Genomic DNA, 24531 nt, shown 5'->3' on the forward strand with positions numbered 1-24531 from the left:
CCACTCCCCACTCCCCACTCCCCACTCCCCACTCCCCACTCCCCACTCCCCACTCCCCACTCCCCACTCCCCACTCCCCACTCCTTACTGCTTCCATTCCGCCGGTAGCGATTAAGGTTAAGATCTGGAGAATTGAGGGCGAGGGCAAAGGTGATGAACAACATTCAAACGACGGCCACAGTGGATGGACAGGGGAGATTAGTCGCCCAACTCAATGGCGTAGCAGCGGGCCAGTATGAGGTGACATTAACGCTCAAAGCCATCACCCCCCCAGCCCCCCAATTTGCGGATATTCAGGGCCATTGGGCCGCGCCCTTTATTGCCGCCCTCACCGCTGCGGGGTTGATCAGTGGCTTTCCCGATCGCACCTTTCGCCCCAATGAGCGGATTAACCGCGCTCAGTTTGCCGCCTTAATCCAAGCCGCCTTTGACCGGCCCTTGGTACGGGATCCGGTGGCGTTTGTGGATGTGGCGGCCAATTTTTGGGCTAGGGGGGCGATCGCCAAAACCTACCAAATGGGCATCCTCACCGGCTTCCCCAACCGAGAATTTCGCCCCCTGGAAAATCTCACCAAATTACAAATTTTAATTGCCCTCGTCAACGCCCTCAATCCCCCCGCCAGCGGTGTTGATCGCATTGTCTTAACCAACCTCTACCAAGATGCCGCCCAAATTCCCAACTACGGGGAAACGCCGGTTAAATATGCCACCCGTCTCGGATTGGTGGTGAACTATCCCAACATCAACCAACTGCGGCCCCAGCAGGCAGTAACGCGGGGGGAAGTCTGCGCCATGGTTTACCAAGCCCTGGTACAAGCGGGCCGAATGCCCCCCCTCACCTCCCCTTACATCGTCATTCCCCCCCCACCCCCCCGCTCCGATGTGATCCCCCTCCAACATCAGCGGGAATTTCGCGCCGTTTGGGTGGCTTCGGTGTGGAATCTGAACTTTCCCTCCCGTCGCGATCTCACCACAGCCGCCCAACAGCAGGAACTGCGCACGCTGTTGGATACCCTTGTCGATCTGCGGTTTAATGCAATTATTTTCCAAGTTCGCCCTGAAGGAGATGCTCTTTACGATTCGACGCTAGAACCTTGGAGTGGTTGGCTTACGGGTCGCCAGGGCCAAGCCCCTAACCCGAATTATGATCCCCTTGCCTTTTTAATTACCGAAGCTCAACAGCGGGCGATCGAAGTCCACGCCTGGTTTAACCCCTACCGCGCCCGCGTCTCCCGCAATACCCCCGTCGTTGCCCCCCATCTGGATGTCCGTCACCCAGAAGTGATCTATAACTATGGCAATCAACGGTGGATGGATCCAGGGAGTGCGATCGTCCAAGACCACACCTATAACGTCATCCTTGATGTTGTGAAACGCTACGACATTGATGGCATTCATCTAGATGATTATTTCTATCCCTACCCCGTCCAGGGGGAAGAATTCCCCGATGCCGCCACCTATGGCCGTTATCGCAGTGGCGGCGGTACGCTCAGTTTGGCAGATTGGCGGCGGGATAATGTGAATAAAATGGTGCAACGGTTAGCGACGGGAATTCGCGCCACAAAACCCCATGTTAAATTTGGCATTAGTCCCTTTGGTATCTATCGCCCTGGCCAACCCAGCGGCATCACCGGCCTAGATCAATACAACCTCCTCTTTGCAGATCCCAAGCATTGGCTTGCCCAAGGCTGGGTAGATTACCTCGCCCCCCAACTCTATTGGCGCATTGACCAAGTTCAACAGAGTTATCCCGTACTCCTAGATTGGTGGACAGCGAACAATCCCAAGGGAGCGCATATTTACCCCGGCAATAACTTGGTGAAGTTGGATGGTACAACTTGGCCCGTGAGTGAGTTCGAGCGACAGGTCAGCCTAACGCGGGATCTCAAGGGGCGGCTCGCTTTGGGGAATATTTTCTACAACATTAAACCGTTGGTGGATAATGCCCAGAATATTCGCGCTGCTTTTAAAGACCGTCTCTATGCTCAACCAGCGTTAGTTCCCCCGCTACGGGATCAAGGCGGTCGCCTGCCTGCCTTACCGATGGCGGTTAAGGGGGAAGGGGGCCAACTGTCTTGGCAGGCAGATCCTCAGGCGGGGGTGTGGGGTTGGACGGTCTATCAATTCGTGGGGGGGAATTGGGTGCTGCGCCATGTGCTTCCGGCGGGACAGCGCGGTATCAATCTCCCAGCGGGGAGCTATGGCCTCTGTGCGGTGAATCGCCAAAAGCAGGAGAGCGAAGCTGTGCTGATCACGTTGACATCCTCCCCGACCTAAAGGCACGGGAATTCCCAGTCTGCCTACATTAAATAGACTCCTGATGGGTAGACAGACAAACAACTGCCCCAGATCGGGGTCTAACATTGCTTAAGGCCTGTCCATTCAGGTCGGCTTGCCCAGCCGCCAAAACATTAAGTTTTAATAGTGCAAGGATACCATAGAAAGAGAAAACTGGATCAATCTAATAAATTGGACGAGAAAAGCTGCCCTGGAAGGCTTGTCCTGAGCTTGCCGAAGGGGCGGGGCTTCAAACCCATTAATTCTGGTGAAGCACCCTAGGATTTAATCTTAAATTTCGTCGGGGATGACCCATTGGGGCGGGGCGGACATTTTTTTGATCCGGGCGGATTCGGCGATGTTCAGCATTTCATCTAGGGAGGTTTCCGCCATGAATTTGCTGGCTTCTTGGACATAGGCCCGGTGGGGACAACGATCGCCCAATACGCACCCATTGACACAGGCCACAGCACAGTTAATTTCCGGTTCCATGATTGATCACACCGTTGGCAACGCCGTCTATTATATCGCCTCCGGTGGGGATGGCCTTAGGCCAATGGATCAGGATGGGTGTAGAGAGGGGGGCGATCGCCAACTCTAAATGATCCCGATGCAATGTTCCTCCATAGCCGCCCATGGGTTGCTCAAAGGCTAAGGGCAATTCCCCCCGCACCACCAACGCACCGTTACTGATCCGCCCTAATCGCCCATCAATGCGTAGGGATCCCTGGCTGAGGGGGTCGAAAATTTGCACTTGGGCGAAGGGGGGTAAAACCCGGATTTGTAGCGATTGGATGGCGAAACTGTAGCCTGCACTGTCCTCCAAAGGGGTGAGGGTAATTTCCGGCGGCAGGCCCGCGATGGCGGTGGGGCTGGGGACAGGGGGCAACTGGGGCGGGTGGGGAATGCGATCGCTGATCGCCGCTAGATCCCATTCCCACTGTTGGGCCTTTTTGCTCAGTTCTGTGCGGGCCTTCACCGCCGGGCGGATTTTCCCCTGATTAGAAAACAATTGCTCCTGCTTTTTCTTGACCACTAACCACCGCTCCCGGGCAAAATCTCGGCGGGGCAGATGGGAGTCGTGGGTGAATTGGTCATAGAAATTGAGGGCTTCCGTCATCGCCCCTAAACGCTCCAGGGCAATGCCAAGCTCTGCCATGGTGGGGCTGCCATCCTGGGCTGGGGGGTGATGCCAATCGAGGGCAAATAAAATATGCTCCTTTAACCATTGCTCATAACGACGACGGAGGTCGCGGTTGAAGGCTTCCCCATCGAGGGGGGTATGGGCCAAACTTTGGACGATCTGGGGAATAATCCCGGTTGCTTTGGCCCCTGGCGTTTTGAGGAGGTCGGGATACCGCTCTAGCCAGGCGATCGCCCCCTGCCATTGCCGGGCAGCGAGGGCCTGATCAATCAATTGCGTCAGCACCGTTTCCCCGGCCTCTTGGGCTTGGGCCGCCGCCATCGTGCTGGTGAGTGCCGCCTCATTCCCGACAATGGCCCCCAACTCCAAAGCCTCCCGCCAGCGATCGCCCGCCTGCAATGCGACAATCACCGACTCCAACCAATCCGCCGTCTGGGGACAGTTTGCCGCTCCCCAAGCGGTGAGGATTTGGGCATACTCTTGGGCGGCCACCAAACTGGGCAAAGCCGCCGGGAAGCCTTGAATTTGGGCTTGGGCGTGGTGGTATTCCGGGGTATCGGTGGAGCCGCTGCGCTCCCAGGCCGCCACCGCTGGGCCATAATCCTCCCCTTGGTAGAAACAATGGCCCGCTAGGTGATCCATCCCCGCATATTCCGCCGCTGCCAACTGTGCCAACACCTGCCCCCACTGTTGCCATTGGGAGGGATTGAGGGCCGTGGGCGGAGTTGCACAGAAGGGGGCCATGGCTTCTTGATAGGTTTGGATGGCTGTTTGCCAAGCCCCCGTAAATCGGTAGTCTTCGAGGCGTTCTGAGGCGATCGCCGCCGCTAAAAATTGCGTGAAGGCATCCACGACCCCGAGATCCTTCTCCGGGGCCGCCATAAATAACACCAATGGCTCCACGGATTCGGGAGGCAACTCAAACCCTTCCCCTTCCTGGGGATTAAAATGTTGATACCAAGCTTTGAGGGCATCCCAACAGGCCCCCAACCAGAAACAATTCCAAGCCTCCACCGCTTCCCCCTGGGCTGCGAACTGTTGCCCCGCCTCGCGATATTGCGCTTCAAATTTAGCACCCCAAGCCCCGCAGAGGGATGCTTGCAATGCATCACCCAATCGCTCATAGGCGGCCTGAGCGCGGTACATTAAATCAGCATTTTCATTATGGATGCCTTCTTGGGCGAGGGTGTGGGCGATCGCCTCCACATCATCGGCACTCACCGGCTCCACCCCCTGACCCGGTGCAATCATTTGGATATGGGCAGCCCACCGCTCCCGCTGTTGGGGATGGGCGGCGAGAAATTGATCCAGTTCCGCTAAATCGCTAGCGTGTTGCCAAAGACGGCGATCGCCCTCCGGAGTATCGACAATCACCAATTGCTCCGTAGCGCGGCTACTGGCCACATAGAGCTTATTGAAAAAATACCGTGCCTCCTCCGGGTGAACGGGTGACGGTTGCCACACATCCCCCGGACAAGCCTCGCCAAACTTGTACAGCACCACCTGCTTAAACTCCAACCCCTTAGCGGCGATCGCACTCAAAATATGCCAGGGAGCCGCCCCCCTCGGTTGAGGCGGCAAACTACTCAGGAGCGTATCACGGCGAATATAATCCTCTTCCCCCCCTTGATCACAGGGAATAATAATCATCGTATCTTGCAATTTAGCGGGCAAATTCGCCCCAGCCAAATCTTGATCAATGATCCATTTTTGCGGCCCATGATCCCCAGCGCGTCGCGCCCGTTGGGGTTGCAGTTCGGGAATATCAAACAACACACTGCGCCACAGTTGAATCAAATTATTCACCCCAACAATGGGAGCCGCTGAACGATAATTAGATTCTAATTCAGCAAAATTCATTTCTAAATCCAGCATCCCCGTGGGGGAAAGGGTGGTAATCACCTCATTATAAAAGGCGGCCTTAAGGCTCGCCCAACGGAACCCCGTTGGATTCAGGGTTTGGAGCGGATCCCCCGCAAAGGCAAAGGGTAGGCTTTCAACGTGTTGATGCTCCAGATCATATTCAGAAAACACCGACAGCCGCATAATTAATTGCAGTTCTAAATGGGTAAAATCCTGAGCCTCATCACAGAAAATCGCCGTAAATTCCCCCTGATAGGACTTCAATTGCAACACCCGCCGAATCAGGTCTTGATCATCCCATTTTCCCTGTTCCTTTAAATGATTCTGATACCATTTCCACACCGTTTGATAAATCTGTTCAAAATCTTCAACAGAAACGCTTTGCTCTTTACGGGGAATTTCCCGATAATCCTCCACATCTAAATAAGTATCCCGTTCATCGAGATGATACCCCTTAATAAAGGTGCGAATCACCTGCCAACAGACTTCAGGGGAATAGGTGCGCCACAAGGTTTTTAAATATTGTTGGCGAAATTGATGAAAGGAGACGTAATTGGCATCATTGAAGCGATTGCGCTCGGCTAAGGGGAGGCGATTGCGGAGAAAGGTGCGAAAGGATTGGAAAAAGGGGCTAATATCCGGCAGATCTTCGGTATGGCCGCGCCGGGCTAAAAAGCGGTGATGGGAAGCGAGGAGGGGAATAACGCGGGCTTTGGCCATTTTCAGGAGGCGATCGTTATAGGCGAGAAAGAGGGGCCGGGGATAGCTGAGGCGGGGGCGGTTTTCTTCTTGGCAGTAGCGGAGATGGCGATGGCAATAATCTGCGAAGAGATGAAAGAGCATCGTGGATTTACCGCTACCGGCTTGGCCGTTGAGGAAGAGGGGTAAGGAGGGTTTTTGGGTGGAAACCGCATGAAGGATCGCCTCTTCTTCGGCGGATAGGGCGAGGTTGGCCCGCTCATCGTTTTCGATCGCCAACCAATGGGTTTCATCGGCAAGGAGATAATCGGGGTAGGCGCGGCGGGCGATGGTGGTGAGTTGATCGAGGGTGGTGGGGATATCGGGGTGAAAGACATTAGGGTTGAGGTCGCCATGGTGGCTGCTGGCTTGCCAGAGGGGTTCAAGGAGGGCGAGAATGTCCCGGTCTTGGGGGGGGGTGGTGAAGGGGGCGATGAGGAAGAGAATTTGCCGGGGGGGGTTGTCGCTGGTGGTGATGCGGCTATAGAGGATCGTGTAGCCATCTTGGCTATGGTGGCGCACGCCGGGCCAAGGGGTGGCTTGGCCCAACTGAGGCGGGGCATCAACGAGGGTGGTGATGATGCGGTTAAAGGTTTGCCAGGCGGTTTGGTGGGGAGGGGTGGCGAAGCGTTGTAGCCAGGCTTCGCTTTCGTAGATGACGACACCGTTAAAATCCATCCGGAGGCTGGGGCGATCAAGCCAGCGGCGCAGGGATTCATCAAGGGGGGGGGTGTGTTGGTTTTGGTTTTGGGGATGGCTTTTTTGTTGGTTGAGCCATTGCCAAAGTTGTTGATCGGGGATTTGGCTATCGAGGGCATGGTTAGCCCAGGCGGTGCGATCGCGCAGGAATTCCTCATAATCGCGATCGCCCCGTCGAAATACTCTCAACCAGCAAAGGATCGGGTCTGTGCCTATGCGGCGGATGCGGGCGATGAGTCGGAGGTTGCTTTCTTTGCGTTTGAGGTAGGGGTAAACGCGCTCGAAGCGGGATAATACTTGTTCTACGGGCATGGTGGCGAGTTCGCGACAGAGGCGATCGACCTGTTCTTCGAGGCCAGCTTTTTCGTGAACTTGGGCGTTGAAGGCAGCGGGGCGGTAAATATACATGGGAATGGTCAGTATGAGGTGATGAGCAATACTCCATTGTCCATTGTTCCGTGTCTGGATACCGAATCCCGCTCAACATTAACAACGGGGGGCCATAATTCCCCATCCCCTATTCCCCGTTCCCCCGTTGTAACGCCGCGATCTCTGCCAAGTCTAACCCATTGACATCCTCCCCAGCCTAGCTAGCCCTAGAGCTAACTTCCTGACGAGTAGACAGCTCATCGAGAACAGCTTTGTATCCTGCGCCTGGGACGAACTACCGTGGGGCAAACGGGAAGTTATACGCTTGGGGAGATTAGACCTCTGGCTGGGTTGGAGCAATCCTGCTCAGTTAAGTCCGGTCGATGAACCAAGAATCCCCGTCGCTTTAGCGCGGGGAGTGTCAAGCTGTTCTTTTGTGTTCTGGATTATCAATCTGACGCACCCTACTCCCCATTCCCTACTCCGGATCGTAGGTAGAAGCAATATAAAGCTCCTTGAGTTGGCTATCCGCCACCCCTGCTGGTGCATCGGTGAGGAGCGATCGCGCCTGTTGGGTTTTCGGGAAGGCAATCACATCGCGGATCGAATCTTCCCCGGCTAATAACATTACCAACCGATCTAAACCGTAGGCAATGCCCCCATGGGGGGGCGTGCCGTAATCAAAGGCATTGAGGAGGAAACCGAATTTTTCCCGCGCTTCCTCATCACTTAAACCGATGGTGCTAAACACCTTTTCCTGTACTTCCCGCTGATAGATGCGTAGACTACCGCCGCCAATTTCAATGCCGTTATAGATCACATCATAGGCTTGGGCGCGGGCCGTGGTGAGATCGGCTAAATCTTCCGGGTGGGGGGCGGTAAAGGGGTGGTGGAGGGCTTCGAGGCGTTTCTCGTCGGCGTTGTATTCAAACATGGGGAAATCTGTCACCCAGAGCAGATTGACCTGATCGGGATCAATCATCCCTAATTGTGCGCCTACGACTTGACGAAGGCGATCTAAGGATTTATTTACCGTTGCGGTATCCCCGGCTCCAAATAATAGTAACGTGCCGGGTTCTGCGCCGGTTTTGGCCAGTAATGCCGCCTTTTGTTCGGGGGTTAAATTATCTTTAATTGCACCAATGGTGTCGATTTCGCCCCCTTCCCGGACGCGAATATAGGCGATGCCTTTGGCTCCGGCGATGGTGGCTTCGGTGAAGAGATCGCCGCCGGGTTTAATGCGCATATTGGAAATTTGATCCCCACCAGGAATCGGCAACACTTTAATCATGCCGCCACTTTTCACCGCACTACTAAACACCTTAAACCCGCAATCTTTTAAAATATCGGAAACTTCCACCAACTCCAACCCGAAACGGGTATCGGGGCGATCGCACCCATAGCGATCCATGGCTTCTGCATAGGTCAACCGGGGGAAGGGGCGGGGCAGGTCAACGCCTTTAACGGTTTTAAAAATATGGCAGATCAGGGCTTCATTGAGGGCGAGGATCTCCTCCTGGCTCATAAAGCTCATTTCCATATCCAACTGCGTAAATTCCGGCTGACGGTCCGCCCGTAGGTCTTCATCCCGGAAACAGCGGGCAATTTGATAATAGCGATCGCACCCCGCCACCATGAGTAATTGTTTAAACAGTTGGGGAGATTGGGGCAGGGCGTACCATTCCCCTGGGTTAACGCGGGAGGGAACGAGGTAATCCCTTGCTCCCTCTGGCGTGGAGCGGGTGAGGATCGGCGTTTCCACCTCAATAAACTGCTCTTGATCTTCTAAAAAGCGGCGCATTGCTTTAACAACGGCATGACGCAATTGCAGGTTACGGGCCATGCGATCGCGCCGCAAATCCAAATAACGATATTTCAACCGCAGATCTTCCCGCACCGTTTCGCTATCACTACTAGCCACCTGAAAGGGCAATTGTTGATGGACAGCGTTCAGCAGTTCGATGCAATCAGCGTAGATTTCAATTTCTCCCGTGGGAAGTTTGGGGTTAAGGGAATCAGTGGGGCGAGCGCTGACCCGGCCAGTAATCCGCACCACATATTCATTGCGCAGTTTTTCCGCATCGCTATAGGAATCGGGGGTGCGTTCGGGATCGCTGACAATCTGCACCACACCGGAGCGATCGCGCAGATCAATAAAAATTACTCCGCCATGATCCCGACGGCGATCCACCCAGCCGCAAAGGGTGACAGTTTGTTCCAGATCGGTGGCTCGTAGGGTGGCGCAGTAATGGGTTCGCATAGCTCAGGGTCTAAAAGGCTTGAGAATTTAACACAGGAAGGATTCCGTTGCCTATTATGAGCGATCGCGGCCCTCCAGGGTATCCCTAGGGGAATTCCCCGCCGGTTTTGTCCATACCAGGCAATTTCTGGCTCCAGGAACTTTTATAATTTATTGACAATCTTAAGCCAGTCCATCCTGCTATACAGTCCCCAATGCTAGAACGTGATCTTCGGGTTTGGGCATTACTCACTGTGCTGCCTTGTGTGACCCTCCCTGCCCAGGCCCAGAGCATCACCCCTAGTCCCGATGGTACGGGGACGGTGGTGGTCTATCAAGGTCAGACTTACCACATTCAAGGCGGCACACAGGCCGGGGCAAATCTCTTCCACAGCTTCCAACAATTTGGCCTCGATCCGGGGGAAATTGCCCAATTTTTAAGCCAGCCGGGAATTGACAATATTTTAGGTCGGGTGACGGGGGGCGATCCTTCGGTGATTCAGGGTTTATTGCAGGTGACGGGGGGCCATAGCAATTTATACCTGATGAACCCGGCGGGGATTGTGTTTAGTTCCGGTGCGCGTTTGGATTTGCCGGCCTCGTTTACAGCCACGACAGCCGATCGCATCGGTTTTGGCTCCGGCTGGTTTAATGCCTTGGGGGCCAATGATTACAGCAGCTTGATGGGTTCCCCCCAGCAATTGGCGTTTCTGCGTTCTGAACCGGCGGCGATTGTGAATGAGGGGAATTTAACGCTGACGGGGGGGGAATTGGGGCTTTATGGGGGGGCGATCGCCCACACCGGCCAAATTCTCGCCCCCAATGTCACCCTCGCCGCTGTACCGGGGGAAAATCTAGTCCGCATCCATCAACCAGGGATGTTATTAAGTTTAGAAGTCCCGGATACTGTCCTATCCGGTGGCATCACCCCCCTAGCCTTACCTCAATTATTAACGGGGGGAAATTTATCGATAACGGGTACAGTATTGGGGGATCAGGTACATTTAGCAGCCCGTGAACCCATCGCCCTTGATCCGGCTTTAGTGAAAACCCATGGCGGCGCTTACCATGCCCCCATCGTGACGCTCTTTGGCACAGCAGGCGATCCGGTTTCTTTAGGCTTTCTCGATATCACGATCCCCGATTATCAAACCCTGCTCTACGGTGGCCGCGCAGGCACAACGATTATCCCCATCCTCCCCACAGAATCCGGCATTGCGAAGATTACAAAAACTCTTGATCACGCCATTAAACCCGTGGATGAGGTGCATATTTTGGCGGAAGGAAATGCAGGTAATTTTTGGCTAGGTCGGGATTTTGTCACCCATGAAAATCTGGAGCAATACCGAGAACAATTGCAAAGTTGGGGAGCCAATTTAAGCACCAATGCAGATATCTTGCTTTACAGTTGTTTTGCGGCTTTGGGAGAAATTGGTGAAGCCTTAATCACCACATTAGCAGATTTAACCGGGGCGGATGTGGCAGCTTCCACAAATATCACGGGAAGTGAAAATTATCAAGGAGATTGGCATTTAGAATACAAAACAGGGGGAATCGAGGCTGAAAATCTGTTGACATTGGAGATACCCAAGAGTTGGAATGGCAAATTAGATCTATTTACCGTGGGTGATGTAGCAACACCAACATTAGAAGCGGCAATTAATGCAGCTAATGCTAACGCTTCTGTCCCTCATACCATTAAGTTTGCGCCTGGTATTACTGAAATCATCTTAACCAGTGCTTTGCCCACGATTACGCGAAGTATGACCATTACCGGTCAAGGAACAAATGTCACAATTCGGCGGGATTCTACTGCTTCTGATTTTCGGATTTTTGATGTTGGGGCAGTAGCGACAACCTTCGATTATTTAACGATTACAGGGGGGCGTTATACGGGGCCCGCCAGTCCTGGTGGCGGAATTTTTAGCCTTGGAGCCGTGACACTAAACAACTCTACGGTTTCTAACAATTTCACGACCGGCCAAGGTGGCGGGATCGGGCTTTCTGGTGTAGGTGCAATTTTGACAGTGAACAACTCTACAGTTTCGGGGAATTCCTCTGACTCCAATGGCGGAGGTATCTTCACTCGAGGCAATATAACCTTGAATGATTCTGTGGTTTCCGGTAATGTCTCAATCAACGCCAGCGGCGGCGGAATTCGCAGTGAGGGAAACGTGACAGTGAACAACTCTAGCATTGATCAGAATAAAGCTACTCTTGGTAATGCTGGTGGAATTTCTTCCGATCAGGTGGTGACGCTCAACAATTCTACGGTTTCCGGTAATTTGGCAAATCAATTAGGGGGCGGGCTTGTTGGAGCTCAAGGTGTAACGCTGACCAACAATTCTATAGTTTCTGGTAATTCAACCAATGGTGATGGTGGCGGCATTCGTAGCGGTGGAACTATAACCATCACTGATTCTATGGTTTCACGGAATTCCTCTGGCTCCACCGGCGGGGGGATTAACGGTGTCAATACGATCACCATCAGCAATAGCACAATTCAAAATAATACCGCCAGTGGTGGCGGCGGCGGGATTCGCAGCCTTGGAGCAGTAACGCTGACCAATTCTACTGTTTCTGGTAATTCCACTGGAGCTTTGGGCGGCGGAATTTTGGGCAGTTTAGCAGCAGTAACGCTGACCAATTCTACTGTTTCTGGTAACTTGGCTAATGCTGGCGGCGGGATTCGCAGCAATGGAGCAGTGACGCTGACCAATTCTACCGTTTCTGGTAATTCCACTGGAGATTTGGGCGGCGGGATTTTGAACGGTGGAGCAGTGACGCTGACCAATTCTACTGTTTCTGGTAATTCGGCGGGTGGCAGCGGCGGCGGCGGGATTGCCAGCAGTGGAGCACTAACGCTGAACAATTCGACGATCGCCTTTAACACTAACACAAGTACAGGTGGGGGGATTGCTTTATTCACCAACAACAACACCCACACCATCACTAACAGCATTATCGCCAACAACACCAACGCCACTGCTCCCGACATTGGTATTGTTGGCGGTACACACACATTTAACATTACCAATAGCCTCATCCTCAGCACGCAGGGCATGACTGGCATCGGAGTTCCCACCAACGGCGTGAATGGCAACATCGTTGGTGTTGACCCCAACCTCAGCCCCCTTGCCAACCACGGCGGCCCCACCCAAACCCATGCCCTCCAACCCACCAGCGTTGCCCTCAACAGTGGCAATAATGCCCTTGCTACCGCCATCAGCACCATAGACCAACGCGGCACTGACCGCATCATAGACGGCACGGTGGATATGGGGGCCTATGAATCAAGGGGGTTTAACTTAACCGTTGTCAATGGTAATAATCAGGCCACCATCATCAATACCGCCTTTGGCCAACCCCTACAGGTGCGGTTAACTGAAGCGGCCTTTAACCAACCCATCGCGGGTGTTCCCATCACATTTACCCTCCCCACCAGCGGCCCCTCCGGCGTGGCCACACAAGTTACGGTGTTAACCGATGCCCAAGGGATCGCCACGTTGAATATTGCCGCCAATGGATTGGTGGGGGGCTATGGGGCGATCGCCACCGTAAACTCTACCCTATCTGCGCAATTCACCCTCGCCAATGTCCCCCCAACACCCACCAATCCCCCCCCAACAACTACTATATTCCCCGCCAATTTAACCCCCGTTCTCCACACCATTGATCGCGAGTCCGTATCACGGTCGATGAATGTTGACCTTGGGGAGAATTTTTTCGTCGAAGCGGTGGAATCCACGTTGATGAATATGTTTACTGACTATCTGGGCAGTAGCAGCCCAACCTCATCCACGACGGGCAGGACATCAAGCACATCCACGAGCGGCGGATTGGGGGGTAGCAGTAGTACATTCGCTGGCGGTGAATCGGGGGGAGATCAATCGCGCAATAGTGCATTTGATGGGTCGGGATTGACCGGCGATGCGAAAGAACGCCAAGCTAGGGCCGCTAATACTGGTCGGCGCACGGGGGAAACCATGTCCATTGAGGAGGCGAAGAAACGGCTTCTAGCAGCCGAGCAGGCCACCAGAGCGCGGACAGCGGTAGTTTATGCCTTCTTCCGTCCTGTGGGGGAAATTACCATCGCCACCGATGGCACGATCCGCGATTTTGATGAAGGCTTGAGTGCTAATCGTCGCCAATTGATTGCATCGGCTTTACGGGAGGGAGATCCCACCGATGAATTAGAACTGGTATTGATCACCGCAGAAGGGGCTGTGATTCAACGGCGTATTTCCACCGCCACCCGGGCAGAAGTGCTCAATCAGGTGAATCGCCTCCGGCGGGGCATGGCCAATTCCCAGGGCAATACCCATCTTGCCCCTGCCCAAACCCTCTATCGATGGCTCGTCGCTCCCCTCGAAACCGAGTTACAAATACAGGGCATTGATCATTTGGCGTTTATTTTAGATGCGGGGTTGCGATCGCTCCCCCTTGCCGCCCTCCATGATGGCAATGGCTATGTCATTGAACGCTACAGTGTTGGGTTAATGCCGAGCCTTTCCCTCACGGATCTCGACTATCGCAGTTTAGAGGGGGCAACGGTTTTGGCCATGGGGGCTGACACCTTCACCGACAAAGAAGCCTTACCCGCCGTCCCTGTGGAGTTAGAGGCCATTTCTACCCAGCTTTGGATTGGCTCTAGTCTGCTCAATGAACAATTCACGATCGCCAATCTCATGGCTCGCCGGGATGCTGAACCCTTCCGGATCATTCACCTCGCCACCCATGGGGAATTCCAACCCGGCACACCCGATCGCTCCTATATCCAGTTTTGGGATGAGCGGTTAGGGTTGGATCAGTTGCGGGGGTTGGGGTTTGGTGATCCGCAGGTGGATCTGTTGGTGTTGAGTGCTTGTCGCAGTGCGTTAGGCGATCGCGAAGCTGAAATGGGGTTTGCCGGGTTAGCAGTAATGGCGGGGGCGAAAAGCGCCTTAGGCAGTTTGTGGTATGTGAGCGATGCCGGAACCCTAGCCCTGATGAGCAATTTCTATCAGCAGTTGGATCAAGTCACCACCAAATCAGAGGCATTACGTCTCGCCCAACTTGCCATGGCTTCAGGAAACGTCCAGGTCATCGGCAATGAACTTGTCACCGACACAATGCGCCTACCCCTCCCCGCCAGTTTCTCCCCATCGGAGGATTTCAGTCATCCCTATTTTTGGAGTGCTTTCACGCTGATTGGTAATCCTTGGTAGGGCTATCTTGGTTTGCTCGCTGTACAAGAAGGGGACTAAAACAAGGCTTGATGTAGGGGCGTTGGCGTAAGCCTGCCGGAGGCACAAAAATTTTTCGCCCTCACAAATTATGGCGGATTGCTATATGTTGAAGGGGCGGACTGAAATCCGCACTACTAAGGATTTTTTGAGATAGATCATGATCATCAAAGGGTTAGGCTTGGGGGCGAGTTTGGTGGTTTTGACAGCAATGCCGGGATGGGGGCAAACGGGGTTATTTTTGACCTATCCCCCCGATGGCCATCAGACCACGGCAAACCAAATTTTTCTGATTGGCACAGGATCGGGGCCGGTGACGGTTAATGGCCAAGCCATTCGCCAAAGTCCCGCCGGCCATTTTGCCCCCAGTTTTCCCCTGCAATTGGGCCCCAATCGCTTTACGCTGCGCCAAGGTTCCCAAGAGCAGACTGTGACCATTACGCGACAACCGACAGAAACGCCTTTAACGGGGGTGAGTTTCGGGGCCTTGGAGCCAGCCCAAAATATGACGCGCCAATTAGGGGAATTGATTTGTTTAGGGGCCGTTGCCCCCCCCAACGCCACTGTCACCGCTCGCTTGGGGGGCCAAACGCTATCTTTAACCCCTCAACCTCCTACGGTATCCCTCCCGCCCAATAACGCCATCCTCACGGCTCAAAACGCCCCCAATCCAGAACGCCACAGCCGCTATCAAGGCTGTTTTACGGCTACAGAACCGGGGGATTTAGGCACACCGACGTTTACCTTAAGTTTAGGAAGGGAGCGGGTAGAAGCCCAAGGGGGGAAGATTGCGATTCTTTCCCCCCAAGCGTTGGAAGTGATTGAAGTGACTGCCCCCCAAGGGGTTGCCCGCACCGGCCCCAGTACGAACCATTCCCGCCTCACCCCCCTACCCAGGGGAACCCGCGCCACGGTGACGGGCCGGGAAGGGGATTGGTTACGTTTAGACTATGGGGCTTGGATGAATGGGGCGGAAACGCGATCGCTCCCAGGGGCCGTTCCCCCCTTAGCCCGGATTCGTAGCGTCAGCGGTCGCCCTGGCCCCAATGGCATTGAAATGGCTTTTCCTCTCACCGTTCCTGTGCCGGTGACGATCGCCCAAGAGGATGAGCAATTGATGTTGACGTTCCATGGGGCGATCGCCGAAACCGACACGATCCGTCTCGATGATGATCCCCTGATCCGTCGCCTCGACTGGCAACAGGTCAACCCCACCACGCTCATCTACACATTTCATCTCAAAACCCCCCACCAATGGGGCTATGATTTCCGCTACGATGGCACAACGCTGCGGTTATTGTTGCGTTATCCCCCCAATATTCAGGGGCAATTAAACGGTTTACGGGTGGTGTTAGATCCCGGTCATGGCGGCGCAGAATTAGGAGCGCGGGGCCCTAACGGTTTCCCGGAAAAAGAGATTAATTTAATTCTTTCTCAAAAGTTGCGGCGGGAGTTGGAGCGGCGGGGGGCGCAGGTTTATCTGACGCGGGAAACGGATGTGGATTTGGGCTTGCGGGAGCGGATGGATTTTATTGCTCAGGTGCAGCCCCATGTGGCTTTATCGGTGCATTATAATGCGTTGCCCGATAGTGGTAATGCAGAAGAAACGGCAGGCATTGGGATGTTTTGGTATCATCCCCAAGCCCATGATCTAGCGGTGTTTTTGCAGGACTATTTAGTGACGAATTTAGATCGTCCCCACTACGGCGTTTTTTGGAATAATCTGGCGTTAACCCGCCCCTATGCAGCGCCAACGGTGTTAATGGAATTGGGATTTATAATCAATCCTTGGGAATTTGAATGGATTGTGGATGAGGCGGCGCAGGATCAATTGGCGGGGGCGATCGCCTCTGCCCTGGCCCAATGGGTGCAAGCCCGCCAAGCCGTCCCCTAAAGTTCTAGCTAAAGATGCCCCAACTTGCCATAATAGAAAGGTCTGATCCCGTTCACCATTGCTCACCATGGGTAAATCGAAAGTTATTTCTACCTCTGTTTCGCCAGAATTGGCCGAACAAATCGATCAAGTCGCTGAAATTGAGAATCAATCTCGTGCGGCGGTGATTCGAGCAGCCATTCAATTGATGGTGAAAATGCCGCCGTCGGTTTGGTCTGCGTTACATCATTTAAAAACTGAAGGGACGGATGAAAATATGGAAATCATTAGTCAGGAAATAATCAGAATATTTACCCATTATAATTATCAAATTAGCCTAGAAAAAATGGCTGAAAGCATTGATAAAAAATGGCTAGATTCTTTAAAAACAGAAGAAGATATTTGGCGTGCTGCTGTTCAATTAACCCGCAATGTCTAAAGTTTGGCGATGGTGTCTTGATTTAAATATTTGGTATGGTGCTTTTTTGGCTAAACCTAAACTACAAGGCCATGAAGGATCAGCCTGCCAATTTTTGGTTAATATTGCGGCCAATGGCAAATGTGACCTTGCCAAGGTTGACTTGATCATTTCCTTTGGTATGCTCAATCGTCTTTACGCGGCATTTATTCGTCACGGTATTCCTGAAGAATTAGTTCGATTTCACATTGACTTAATTCAAACCTATGCAACATTAGGGCCAAGTTTGACATTGGGAGGAACAGGAATTCTTCCACTTAATGATCTTGAAGATCGTCATGTATTAGAAACAGCATTGGCAGGCAAAGCAGATCTGTTAATTACCCTCAACCATCAGGATTTTTTAACAAAAGAAGTTAGTCCAATTCTTCCTGAATATCATTACCTTTATCAGGCTCCGAATCATCGAATGCAAATTGTTCACCCTTTTTTATTGTGTTCTTGGTTTAGACAAACTTCACCCTTTCTTGATCCTGAAAATCTTTCATTTCCGATAAATTCCCCATGATTGCAACCTTACCGCCTTGGCTTTTACTCGATCCCCTCTTGACCCAATGGTTGCAGGAGGATGTGGGGCGGGGCGATCGCACCACCGCCGCCCTTTTTCCCCCCCAAGGAGAACCCGCCCAAGCCCATTGGGTGGCGAAGGCGGATGGGGTGGTGGCGGGGCTAGCCCTAGCAGCCCGTGTGTTTTATCTCCTCGATCCCCAGGCTGTGAGCGAACCCCAGATCGGCGAGGGGGACAGTTGCACAGCGGGGCAAACCTTGATCACATTCACTGCTAGCCCCGCCGCATTGCTCACGGGGGAGCGGGTGGCGTTGAATTTGGCGATGCGGTTGAGTGGGATTGCGACGGCAACGGCGGCCTATGTGGAGGCGATCGCTCCTTTCCCCACCCAATTTGTTGATACCCGCAAAACCACACCGGGATTGCGGTTGTTGGAAAAATACGCTACTCAAGTGGGGGGCGGCCTCAATCACCGTATGGGCCTCGATGATGCGGTGATGCTCAAGGATAACCACATCCAAGCAGCGGGGGGCATTGGCCCCGCCATTGCCCAGGTGCGGCGGGCGATCCCCTACCCTTTAGCAGTGGAGGTGGAAACGAGTAATTTAGCAGAAGTGGAGGAGGCGATCGCCCATGGGGCCGAAATCATCATGCTCGATAATATGGCCCCGGCCCTGATGGCGGAAGCCGTAGCGTTGATCCGGGCGGCCAATGAGCGAATTAAAATCGAAGCCTCTGGCAATATCACGTTAAATACGATCAGCACCGTGGCAGAAACCGGCGTAGATTATATTTCCAGTAGTGCGACAATCACGCGATCGCCCTGGTTAGATATCAGTATGCGTTGGGGATAAGCATCATTAAGGAGCAAAAAATCTGGGGCGAAAGATTTTTCGCCCCTACAGTTGCACCCCCTTAATTGGCTTTTAACTCCAGTTCATGAAGGTTCCAAAATGCGCCCCCTAAGGCCGTGAATTTGATATTTTCAATGCGATCGCGCACCGCTTCTAAGGATAAAGCATTCACCAAATAGATAAAGGGGACTTGCTCCGCGACAATTTGCTGAAACTCTCCATAAATTGCCTTACGTTTCTCCTCATCTAACTCACCCACTCCCGCAATAAATAAAGCATCAATTTCTTTCTCCCAATCCGAAACCTGCCAATTTTGAATCGGCTCCTCCCCTGGCATCGGCCCCTGATTAAACTGATGCAACGAGCCGCCACTATACCAAATATTAAACCCACCATGGGGTTCTACTGTTCCCCCCCCAAAACCGCCCACATAGACCTGCCAATCGCGGTCTTGTAACTTCTGTAATACTGTATTAAAGTTCACCACCTGTAAATCCGCCTGAATCCCAATCGCCTCAAGATCCTGCTGCACCTGTACCGCCGCATCAACGCGCACCTTCTCCTCAGACTTCACCAACATCTGAAACCGGACTAAATTGCCCTTTTCATCCTCTAAACGGTTGTTGGCGTTATACCGAAAGCCATTGTCTAGGAGTAATGCTTTTGCCCGTTCTGGATTATATTCATAGGTGCGTAAACCTTGCTCCGGTGAACGATAAAAAGGATTATTCACCGCAATGGGCGAATGTTGAATTTCCCCTAAACCGCGATAGATATTGTTTTTCATCTTTTCCCGGTCTAAGGCATAGGCGATCGCCTGACGAAACCCTTGGCGCTGAAACCAACTGGAAACTAAAGGATTAACAAAGGGTTTTCCCGCTGCATTGGTGGCGGTGGAAAGATTAAAGCCGACAAACCGACTATCTGGAGCAGGGCCGCCATTGTAGATCGTATAACCCCCTCGTTCTTCCTCCCGCTTGAGGAGACTAAACACCTCCGGCTGTACCCCCAAACTATCTAATTCTCCCGAACGAAAGGCAACGGATTGGGTTTCATCAGATTCAATGGTGCGGGTGACAATGCTTTCAATATAGGGCTGGGGATTGCCTGCTTGATCTTTTTTCCAATAGTAGGGATTGCGCTCAAAAATCACCCGTTGACCGGGGACATACCGCACCATCCGGTAAGGGCCAGCCCCAACAATTTCGCGGGGGTCGGTATTCGTGCTCCAAGTGGAGAGAAAAAGGAGATCGCCGCTGCTATTGGTGGTGTTAATCGATTCCTCTAGGGCGTGTTTTGGGAGGATGGAAATCCCTCCGGCATAGCGTAGGAAGGGGGCAAAGGGTTCGGGAACAGAAAATTCAACGCGGCGGGGATCTAATGCTCGCACGTCGGGGAAACTATCACCAACGCGGAGAATATCTTTAATCCCGGTGGGGACTTTGGGGTTTAAGTAAACATCTTTGTAGCTAAACACGACATCTTCAGCGGTGATCGGTTCGCCATCAGACCAACGCAATCCTTCCCGGAGTGTGAACGTAATGCGGAGATTGTCGTCGGAAATTTCCCAGGATTCGGCGAGGGCGGGTTCGAGTTCGGCGGTTTCGCCGTTTTGGGTGATTAAGCCTTCGTTGATCAGGCCAAAGACGCTAAAGGCGGAAGTATTGAGGGGGTAGTTAAAGGTGGCGGGGTCGCTGGGGCTGGCAAAGACGAGTTGGGGCTGACTAGTGGTGCTGGCGGCGATGATTGCCCGGCAGCCGGTGAGGGCGATCGCCCCCACGAATAACAGCCCTAAAATCAGGGTACGGATTTTCCTAAATTGACCCAGTTTGTTTTGCTTGTTTGCCATGATCCCAACTTTGTTGACGTACTCCCCGGCATGAATGCGCGGGGATTCTCAAAGGTTTTCTTTCGGCAGGCTAAAGCCATGCCTCCAGACTCTCTTCTTCCTGCTTCTTTGACTCTTGACTAGACACTTGATTTTCATCTTATGTCCCCGTTAGACCGTCTCCACAGGCATTTTACTTTTACATCTACCGAGCGTCCCTCGGCAGATGGATCTGAATATTTTTTTGTTGTAGCTATTGCTCTATATTGGTTGTCAGTATCTTAATCGTTCTCTGAGCCGCCGCTGGATGAGCGAATCCGTAATGGTTTCAGCGTTTTATCGCTGTCAATAAATATCATACCACACTGGCAGGCTAAAGCCTGCCTCTAGCTTTCATCCCCGGCAAGACCGGGGTTCTCAGCATCTTTCCTATAGCAACATTGGTGGAGGATCCCCCCCTGCCCCCCCTTAAAAAGGGGGGGTTCTGAATTTGGAGGGCGAAAGGTTTTTCATCCTGACTTCCCACTCCCCACTTCCCACTCCTACGGAACGTAGACCTGGAAATATTTTTCTAAGACGGAGGCGATCGCCCGTGAGCGTCGCAGTTGATCCCCATAGACGCATTCCCATTCCGTCACTGGCCGATGTTCCCGCGCACAGATCCCTAAAAGACCAGAGGCGCGATTGTAGCCCCGCTCGATATCGAGGGCATTGTTTTCATTGAGGTAGAAGGAGGCGGTTCGCGCCCAAGCCATCGCCTCAACCCCTTGCAATCCCCCCCGGTAGGCCATGCGGAGGGCTTGGGGGAAGACGCGGGAATGGACAGGACTGGCTTGGTTGTAAAGATCGGCAGTATTGATCACTGCTTCGAGGTCTTCGTCGGGGTGAATACCGGCATTGTGGAGGTCTTGGAGGTTGGTGGGGAGGCGATCGCGCGATCGTTGCAAACACATTTCTTCCGCAACCGCCATATTCCCCCCACTGCGCCCCTGATCACTACAGGGGCCATAATTCGTTACCCGTTCTCCCCAAGATAAATTACCAGGGTCAATATGGCCAAAATACAACGGGGTTTGCTCCACATAAAGATTGCTCCCCTCCACAAAAACGCGATAATTCCCCTCTGCTACACCAATGGCCAGCATTCCTAAAGAAACCGGCGTATCAAAGAGGCGGCGATTGCGGCTAATACTTTGGGACAAATTAAAGGGAGGCATGACTGCGGCGGTGCTGGCGGCTACGACCGGCGAGCCGCTGGGGGGCTGAGGGGCTGCACTGGCTGGGGGGAGATTGGGGGGCGTGGCATCGCGATCGAGGGGGAGATCGGGGATTACCTTGCTTTCTTCCGGTGTGAGTAGGGGAGTCACCCGACTGGTGGGGATGGCGGGTAAATTAATCCGCTCACCGGCAGCGATATATTGGCCCCCCGTACCATAACTTGAAGGGAGGAAATATTCGGGATCGAAGGGAACCAGTTGAGCTTGGGATAGGAAGGGATCACTGGCTTGGGGGGCTTTGGGTTGTAGGTCAGCGCGGAGCAAAAACCCCACGGAAACCGAACCAATTAACCCGAATAACGCCATGCGCCCCAGCCAAGCCCAGTATGATGACATAAATCTTAACAAAGTGCGAACAGTACCAATTAGCCATACTATCCTACGGATGCAGAATCCGGTAGAGTGTTCCCCCTGAGGCCCAGGGGAAACTGTTGTGCTAGTAGCCCAAGGCAGAAGGCAGAAGGCAGAAGGCAGAAGGTAGAAAGGGGAATCTCTCTTGGCCTTAGGGTTCTGCCTTGCAGGTATGGTTGGGTGATTGGGTGCTAGTCGATGTTAATGCTGTGGGGTGTGTCCTGGTTAAAGTCTGTTGTACCGCCGCCATTCAGGGGTTGGCGATAGTCGGTATAGAGGCGATCGCGCCAGGTGAAAAATGGTTCATAGGCGGGGTTATCCGCCAGGCCCGGAATGCCATTGCCCTTGAGTTGGGCGGGAATATCGAGATAATTTCCCGCCGGATATTTAAGGATGATGCTCAACCCCGCCACGGCAAAATCCGCCAAGGTGGGCGTATCGCCTAAGAGATAGGGGGAATCACTGAGCATCAAACAAAGGGCTTCTAAATCCTGCTTGAGGCTGGCTTCTGCGGCCTTCACCGCATCGCCCCCCATCCCCACACCGGAGCCTAAAATATCAAGAAAATTCCCCGGTACAGCCCCCACTAACGTTTTCACCACATCGGGGGTATCGCTGGGCAAGATGGAGGTGCGGAAACTTTGGTTTTTATTGAGCGCACCGATCAGGGCCTTGCGGCCTTTGGTGGCGATGGATTCATCGGCCCATTCTTCGAGGGCTAAACAAAAGCCTTTCTTTTTGGGCGTGGTGGGAATAATCGGTTTTTCGGGATACTTGCGTTCTAGGTAAAGGGCAATTTCCGTGGAGTCCGGGATATAGGTATCGCCATCTTTCAGCACGGGAACTTGCCGTTGGCCGGATTTCTGAAACAGATCCAACTGCCCCATGCCGGGGGTGACTTCTATCTTGCGATATTCCAGCCCTTTATAGTCCAGGATCAACCGGACTTTTTCGCAATATTGGGAGATTTCAAATTGATAGAGTTCCAGCATGAATTGGCCTCCTAGGGTTTCAGCCTCTCACTCTAGCAAGTTTGTTGCGGCTTGCGTTTGCCTAGGGATCGAACAGGGAGAAAAACATTTCCGGCAAACTCTGCACCGTCGCCCACAATTCCCCCGCATTGACCCCCCAAATAAGATAAAGGGCCAAAAACACCAAGGCAATGGTGAATGCCGTCTTAACGGTGGTTTTCACAATATTCACCAAGCCGGTAAACAACAGCCAAGCCACGATCAACGCCCCAATCAGTAGGATTAACTCCATAATCTATCCTGCTTCACAACATCCCCCCGTTCCTTGTTCTCCATCCCTCCTAAACCGCCACACTGGTTTTCGTCAGGGCTTGCTGAAGAGCGATCGCCTCTCCCCGCGCCCAAGCATCAGCGGCGAGAATATCTTCTAAATTGGGCTGGGCGGTATTTTGGCCGGTGAAGCGATCGCACACCTGTTCAATTAAACGGGGAATATCGAGGAATTGAATCTCTTGGGCGAGGAACATGGCCACCACCTGCTCATTGGCAGCATTGAGGACGGCGGGCATCGCTCCCCCGGCCCGGCCCGCTGCGTAGGCCAACTGCATACAGGGATATTTCTCATGATCTGGCTCGCGGAAGGTCAGATCTCCCGCTTTGACCAAATCTAAGGGCGACCATTGAGTGGGGAGGCGATGAGGGTAGGAGAGGGCATAGAGCAGGGGCAGGCGCATATCCGCCCAACCCAATTGGGCTAAGACCGATGTATCTTGCAACTCAATCAGGGAGTGAATAATACTTTGGGGATGGATGACAATATCAATGGCATCGTAATCCATACCAAATAAATAATGGGCCTCAATCACCTCTAGGCCCTTATTCATCAACGTGGCGGAATCGATGGTAATTTTTTGCCCCATCGACCAGTTGGGATGTTTGAGGGCATCGGCTACGGTGACATGGGCCAGTTGCTCCACGGGCAGATCCCGGAATGCGCCGCCGGAAGCGGTGAGGATAATTCGCCGCAGTCCCCCATCGGGAACCCCCTGCAAACATTGGAAAATGGCCGAATGTTCGGAATCCGCCGGGAGGAGTTTTGTGCCATGTTTGGCCACCAGAGGCAAAACGACGGGCGCACCCGCGATCAGCGTTTCTTTATTAGCCAGGGCGATATCTTTCCCGGCTTCAATGGCCGCCAACGTGGGTAACAGGCCGGCACAGCCGACAATGCCCGTGACAACACTTTCCGCATCTCCATAGCGGGCCACTTCCACGACCCCCCCTTGGCCAGCGGTAATGATGGGTTGGGGATGGAGAGAGGCGATCGCCTCCTTTAATTCTGCTAACTTACTCTCATCCTGAATCGCAACAATTTCCGGCTGAAACTGCCGCACCTGCTCCGCCAACAGCGTCACATTCCGCCCCGCCGCCAACCCCACGACCCGAAAGCGATCGGGGTGCTGTTCAACAATATCAAGGGTCTGGGTGCCGATGGAGCCGGTGGAGCCAAGGATAGAAATTGCTTTCATAAAACTCTGAGAATGAGGGGCAAATCTTAAAAGATTACAAAATTGCGAGCTATCCCAAACTCTACTACGATTTCGGCCCCCTGGCTCATTGTGGGAACAGGGAACGGGGAACAGGCAAGCGTAGGGGCGCAAGCGTTGCGCCCCATGCTTGTATCCGTCGTTTTAGAATAAAAAGCAACCCCAACCCCACCCCACGATGTACCACTTCCAAGAAAAATACATCAACCCCTTCACCGACTACGGCTTTAAAAAACTCTTTGGTGAAGAACCTAATAAAGACCTGTTGCTGGATTTTCTCAACGAACTGC

Annotated in this window: 15 protein-coding genes; 7 read left to right on the forward strand and 8 right to left on the reverse strand. The window is 53.2% G+C overall.

Annotated features, from left to right (window positions below):
- Window positions 1-153 precede the first annotated feature (153 nt).
- Window positions 154-2277, forward strand: coding sequence for a glycoside hydrolase family 10 protein (locus tag VB712_RS18720; RefSeq protein ID WP_323257539.1), 2124 nt, complete (start codon window positions 154-156; stop codon window positions 2275-2277).
- A gap of 291 nt (window positions 2278-2568) precedes the next feature.
- Here VB712_RS18720 and VB712_RS18725 read toward each other — a convergent pair whose 3' ends face one another.
- The 3 genes from VB712_RS18725 to aspS form a co-directional block, all read right to left on the reverse strand.
- A complete protein-coding gene (locus VB712_RS18725; protein WP_323257541.1) occupies window positions 2569-2769 on the reverse strand; it encodes a hypothetical protein in 201 nt (66 codons plus the stop codon).
- A complete protein-coding gene (locus tag VB712_RS18730) occupies window positions 2753-7129 on the reverse strand; it encodes a UvrD-helicase domain-containing protein (protein ID WP_323257543.1) in 4377 nt (1458 codons plus the stop codon). The genes VB712_RS18725 and VB712_RS18730 overlap by 17 nt, the downstream gene beginning before the upstream one ends.
- A 439-nt stretch (window positions 7130-7568) precedes the next feature.
- On the reverse strand, window positions 7569-9350 hold the full coding sequence (gene aspS / locus VB712_RS18735) for an aspartate--tRNA ligase (RefSeq protein WP_323257545.1): 1782 nt from the start codon (window positions 9348-9350) through the stop codon (window positions 7569-7571).
- A 194-nt stretch (window positions 9351-9544) separates the two neighbouring features.
- Here aspS and VB712_RS18740 point away from each other — a divergent pair, with 194 nt between their 5' ends.
- The 5 genes from VB712_RS18740 to nadC all read left to right on the forward strand — a co-directional run bounded on the left by VB712_RS18740 (window position 9545) and on the right by nadC (window position 18267).
- The gene (locus VB712_RS18740) at window positions 9545-14536 is read left to right on the forward strand and encodes a CHAT domain-containing protein (RefSeq protein ID WP_323257547.1); all 4992 of its coding nucleotides are present in this window, start codon (window positions 9545-9547) and stop codon (window positions 14534-14536) included.
- 178 nt (window positions 14537-14714) lie between these two features.
- On the forward strand, window positions 14715-16448 hold the full coding sequence (locus VB712_RS18745) for an N-acetylmuramoyl-L-alanine amidase (RefSeq protein ID WP_323257549.1): 1734 nt from the start codon (window positions 14715-14717) through the stop codon (window positions 16446-16448).
- Window positions 16449-16515: 67 nt separating this feature from the next.
- Window positions 16516-16866, forward strand: a complete 351-nt coding sequence (locus VB712_RS18750) for a ribbon-helix-helix protein, CopG family (protein WP_323257551.1) — start codon at window positions 16516-16518, stop codon at window positions 16864-16866.
- Entirely contained in the window at window positions 16859-17413 is a 555-nt protein-coding gene (locus VB712_RS18755) for a PIN domain-containing protein (RefSeq protein ID WP_323257553.1), read from the forward strand. Before VB712_RS18750 ends, VB712_RS18755 begins: the two co-directional genes overlap by 8 nt.
- Window positions 17410-18267: a carboxylating nicotinate-nucleotide diphosphorylase gene (gene nadC, locus VB712_RS18760; RefSeq protein ID WP_323257555.1), complete on the forward strand. Its 858-nt coding sequence runs from the start codon at window positions 17410-17412 to the stop codon at window positions 18265-18267. The genes VB712_RS18755 and nadC overlap by 4 nt, the downstream gene beginning before the upstream one ends.
- Window positions 18268-18328: 61 nt before the next feature.
- On the opposite strand, the gene VB712_RS18765 is transcribed toward nadC, so the two are convergent.
- The 5 genes from VB712_RS18765 to dxr form a co-directional block, all read right to left on the reverse strand.
- A complete protein-coding gene (locus tag VB712_RS18765; protein WP_323257557.1) occupies window positions 18329-20116 on the reverse strand; it encodes an ABC transporter substrate-binding protein in 1788 nt (595 codons plus the stop codon).
- Window positions 20117-20637: 521 nt separating this feature from the next.
- Window positions 20638-21708: a hypothetical protein gene (locus VB712_RS18770; RefSeq protein ID WP_323257559.1), complete on the reverse strand. Its 1071-nt coding sequence runs from the start codon at window positions 21706-21708 to the stop codon at window positions 20638-20640.
- Between the two features lie 206 nt (window positions 21709-21914).
- Entirely contained in the window at window positions 21915-22715 is an 801-nt protein-coding gene (locus VB712_RS18775) for a glutathione S-transferase family protein (RefSeq protein WP_323257561.1), read from the reverse strand.
- Window positions 22716-22776: 61 nt separating this feature from the next.
- Complete coding sequence (locus VB712_RS18780) at window positions 22777-22986, reverse strand: hypothetical protein (protein ID WP_323257562.1); 210 nt, start codon at window positions 22984-22986, stop codon at window positions 22777-22779.
- Between the two features lie 49 nt (window positions 22987-23035).
- The gene (gene dxr, locus VB712_RS18785; RefSeq protein ID WP_323257563.1) at window positions 23036-24223 is read right to left on the reverse strand and encodes a 1-deoxy-D-xylulose-5-phosphate reductoisomerase; all 1188 of its coding nucleotides are present in this window, start codon (window positions 24221-24223) and stop codon (window positions 23036-23038) included.
- Between the two features lie 196 nt (window positions 24224-24419).
- Here dxr and VB712_RS18790 point away from each other — a divergent pair.
- A partial coding sequence (locus tag VB712_RS18790; RefSeq protein ID WP_323257599.1) for a PD-(D/E)XK nuclease family transposase occupies window positions 24420-24531 on the forward strand: 112 nt, incomplete at its 3' end.

Origin of the sequence: Spirulina sp. CCNP1310, assembly GCF_034932185.1 — a bacterium.
Taxonomy (GTDB): Bacteria; Cyanobacteriota; Cyanobacteriia; order Cyanobacteriales; family Spirulinaceae; genus Spirulina.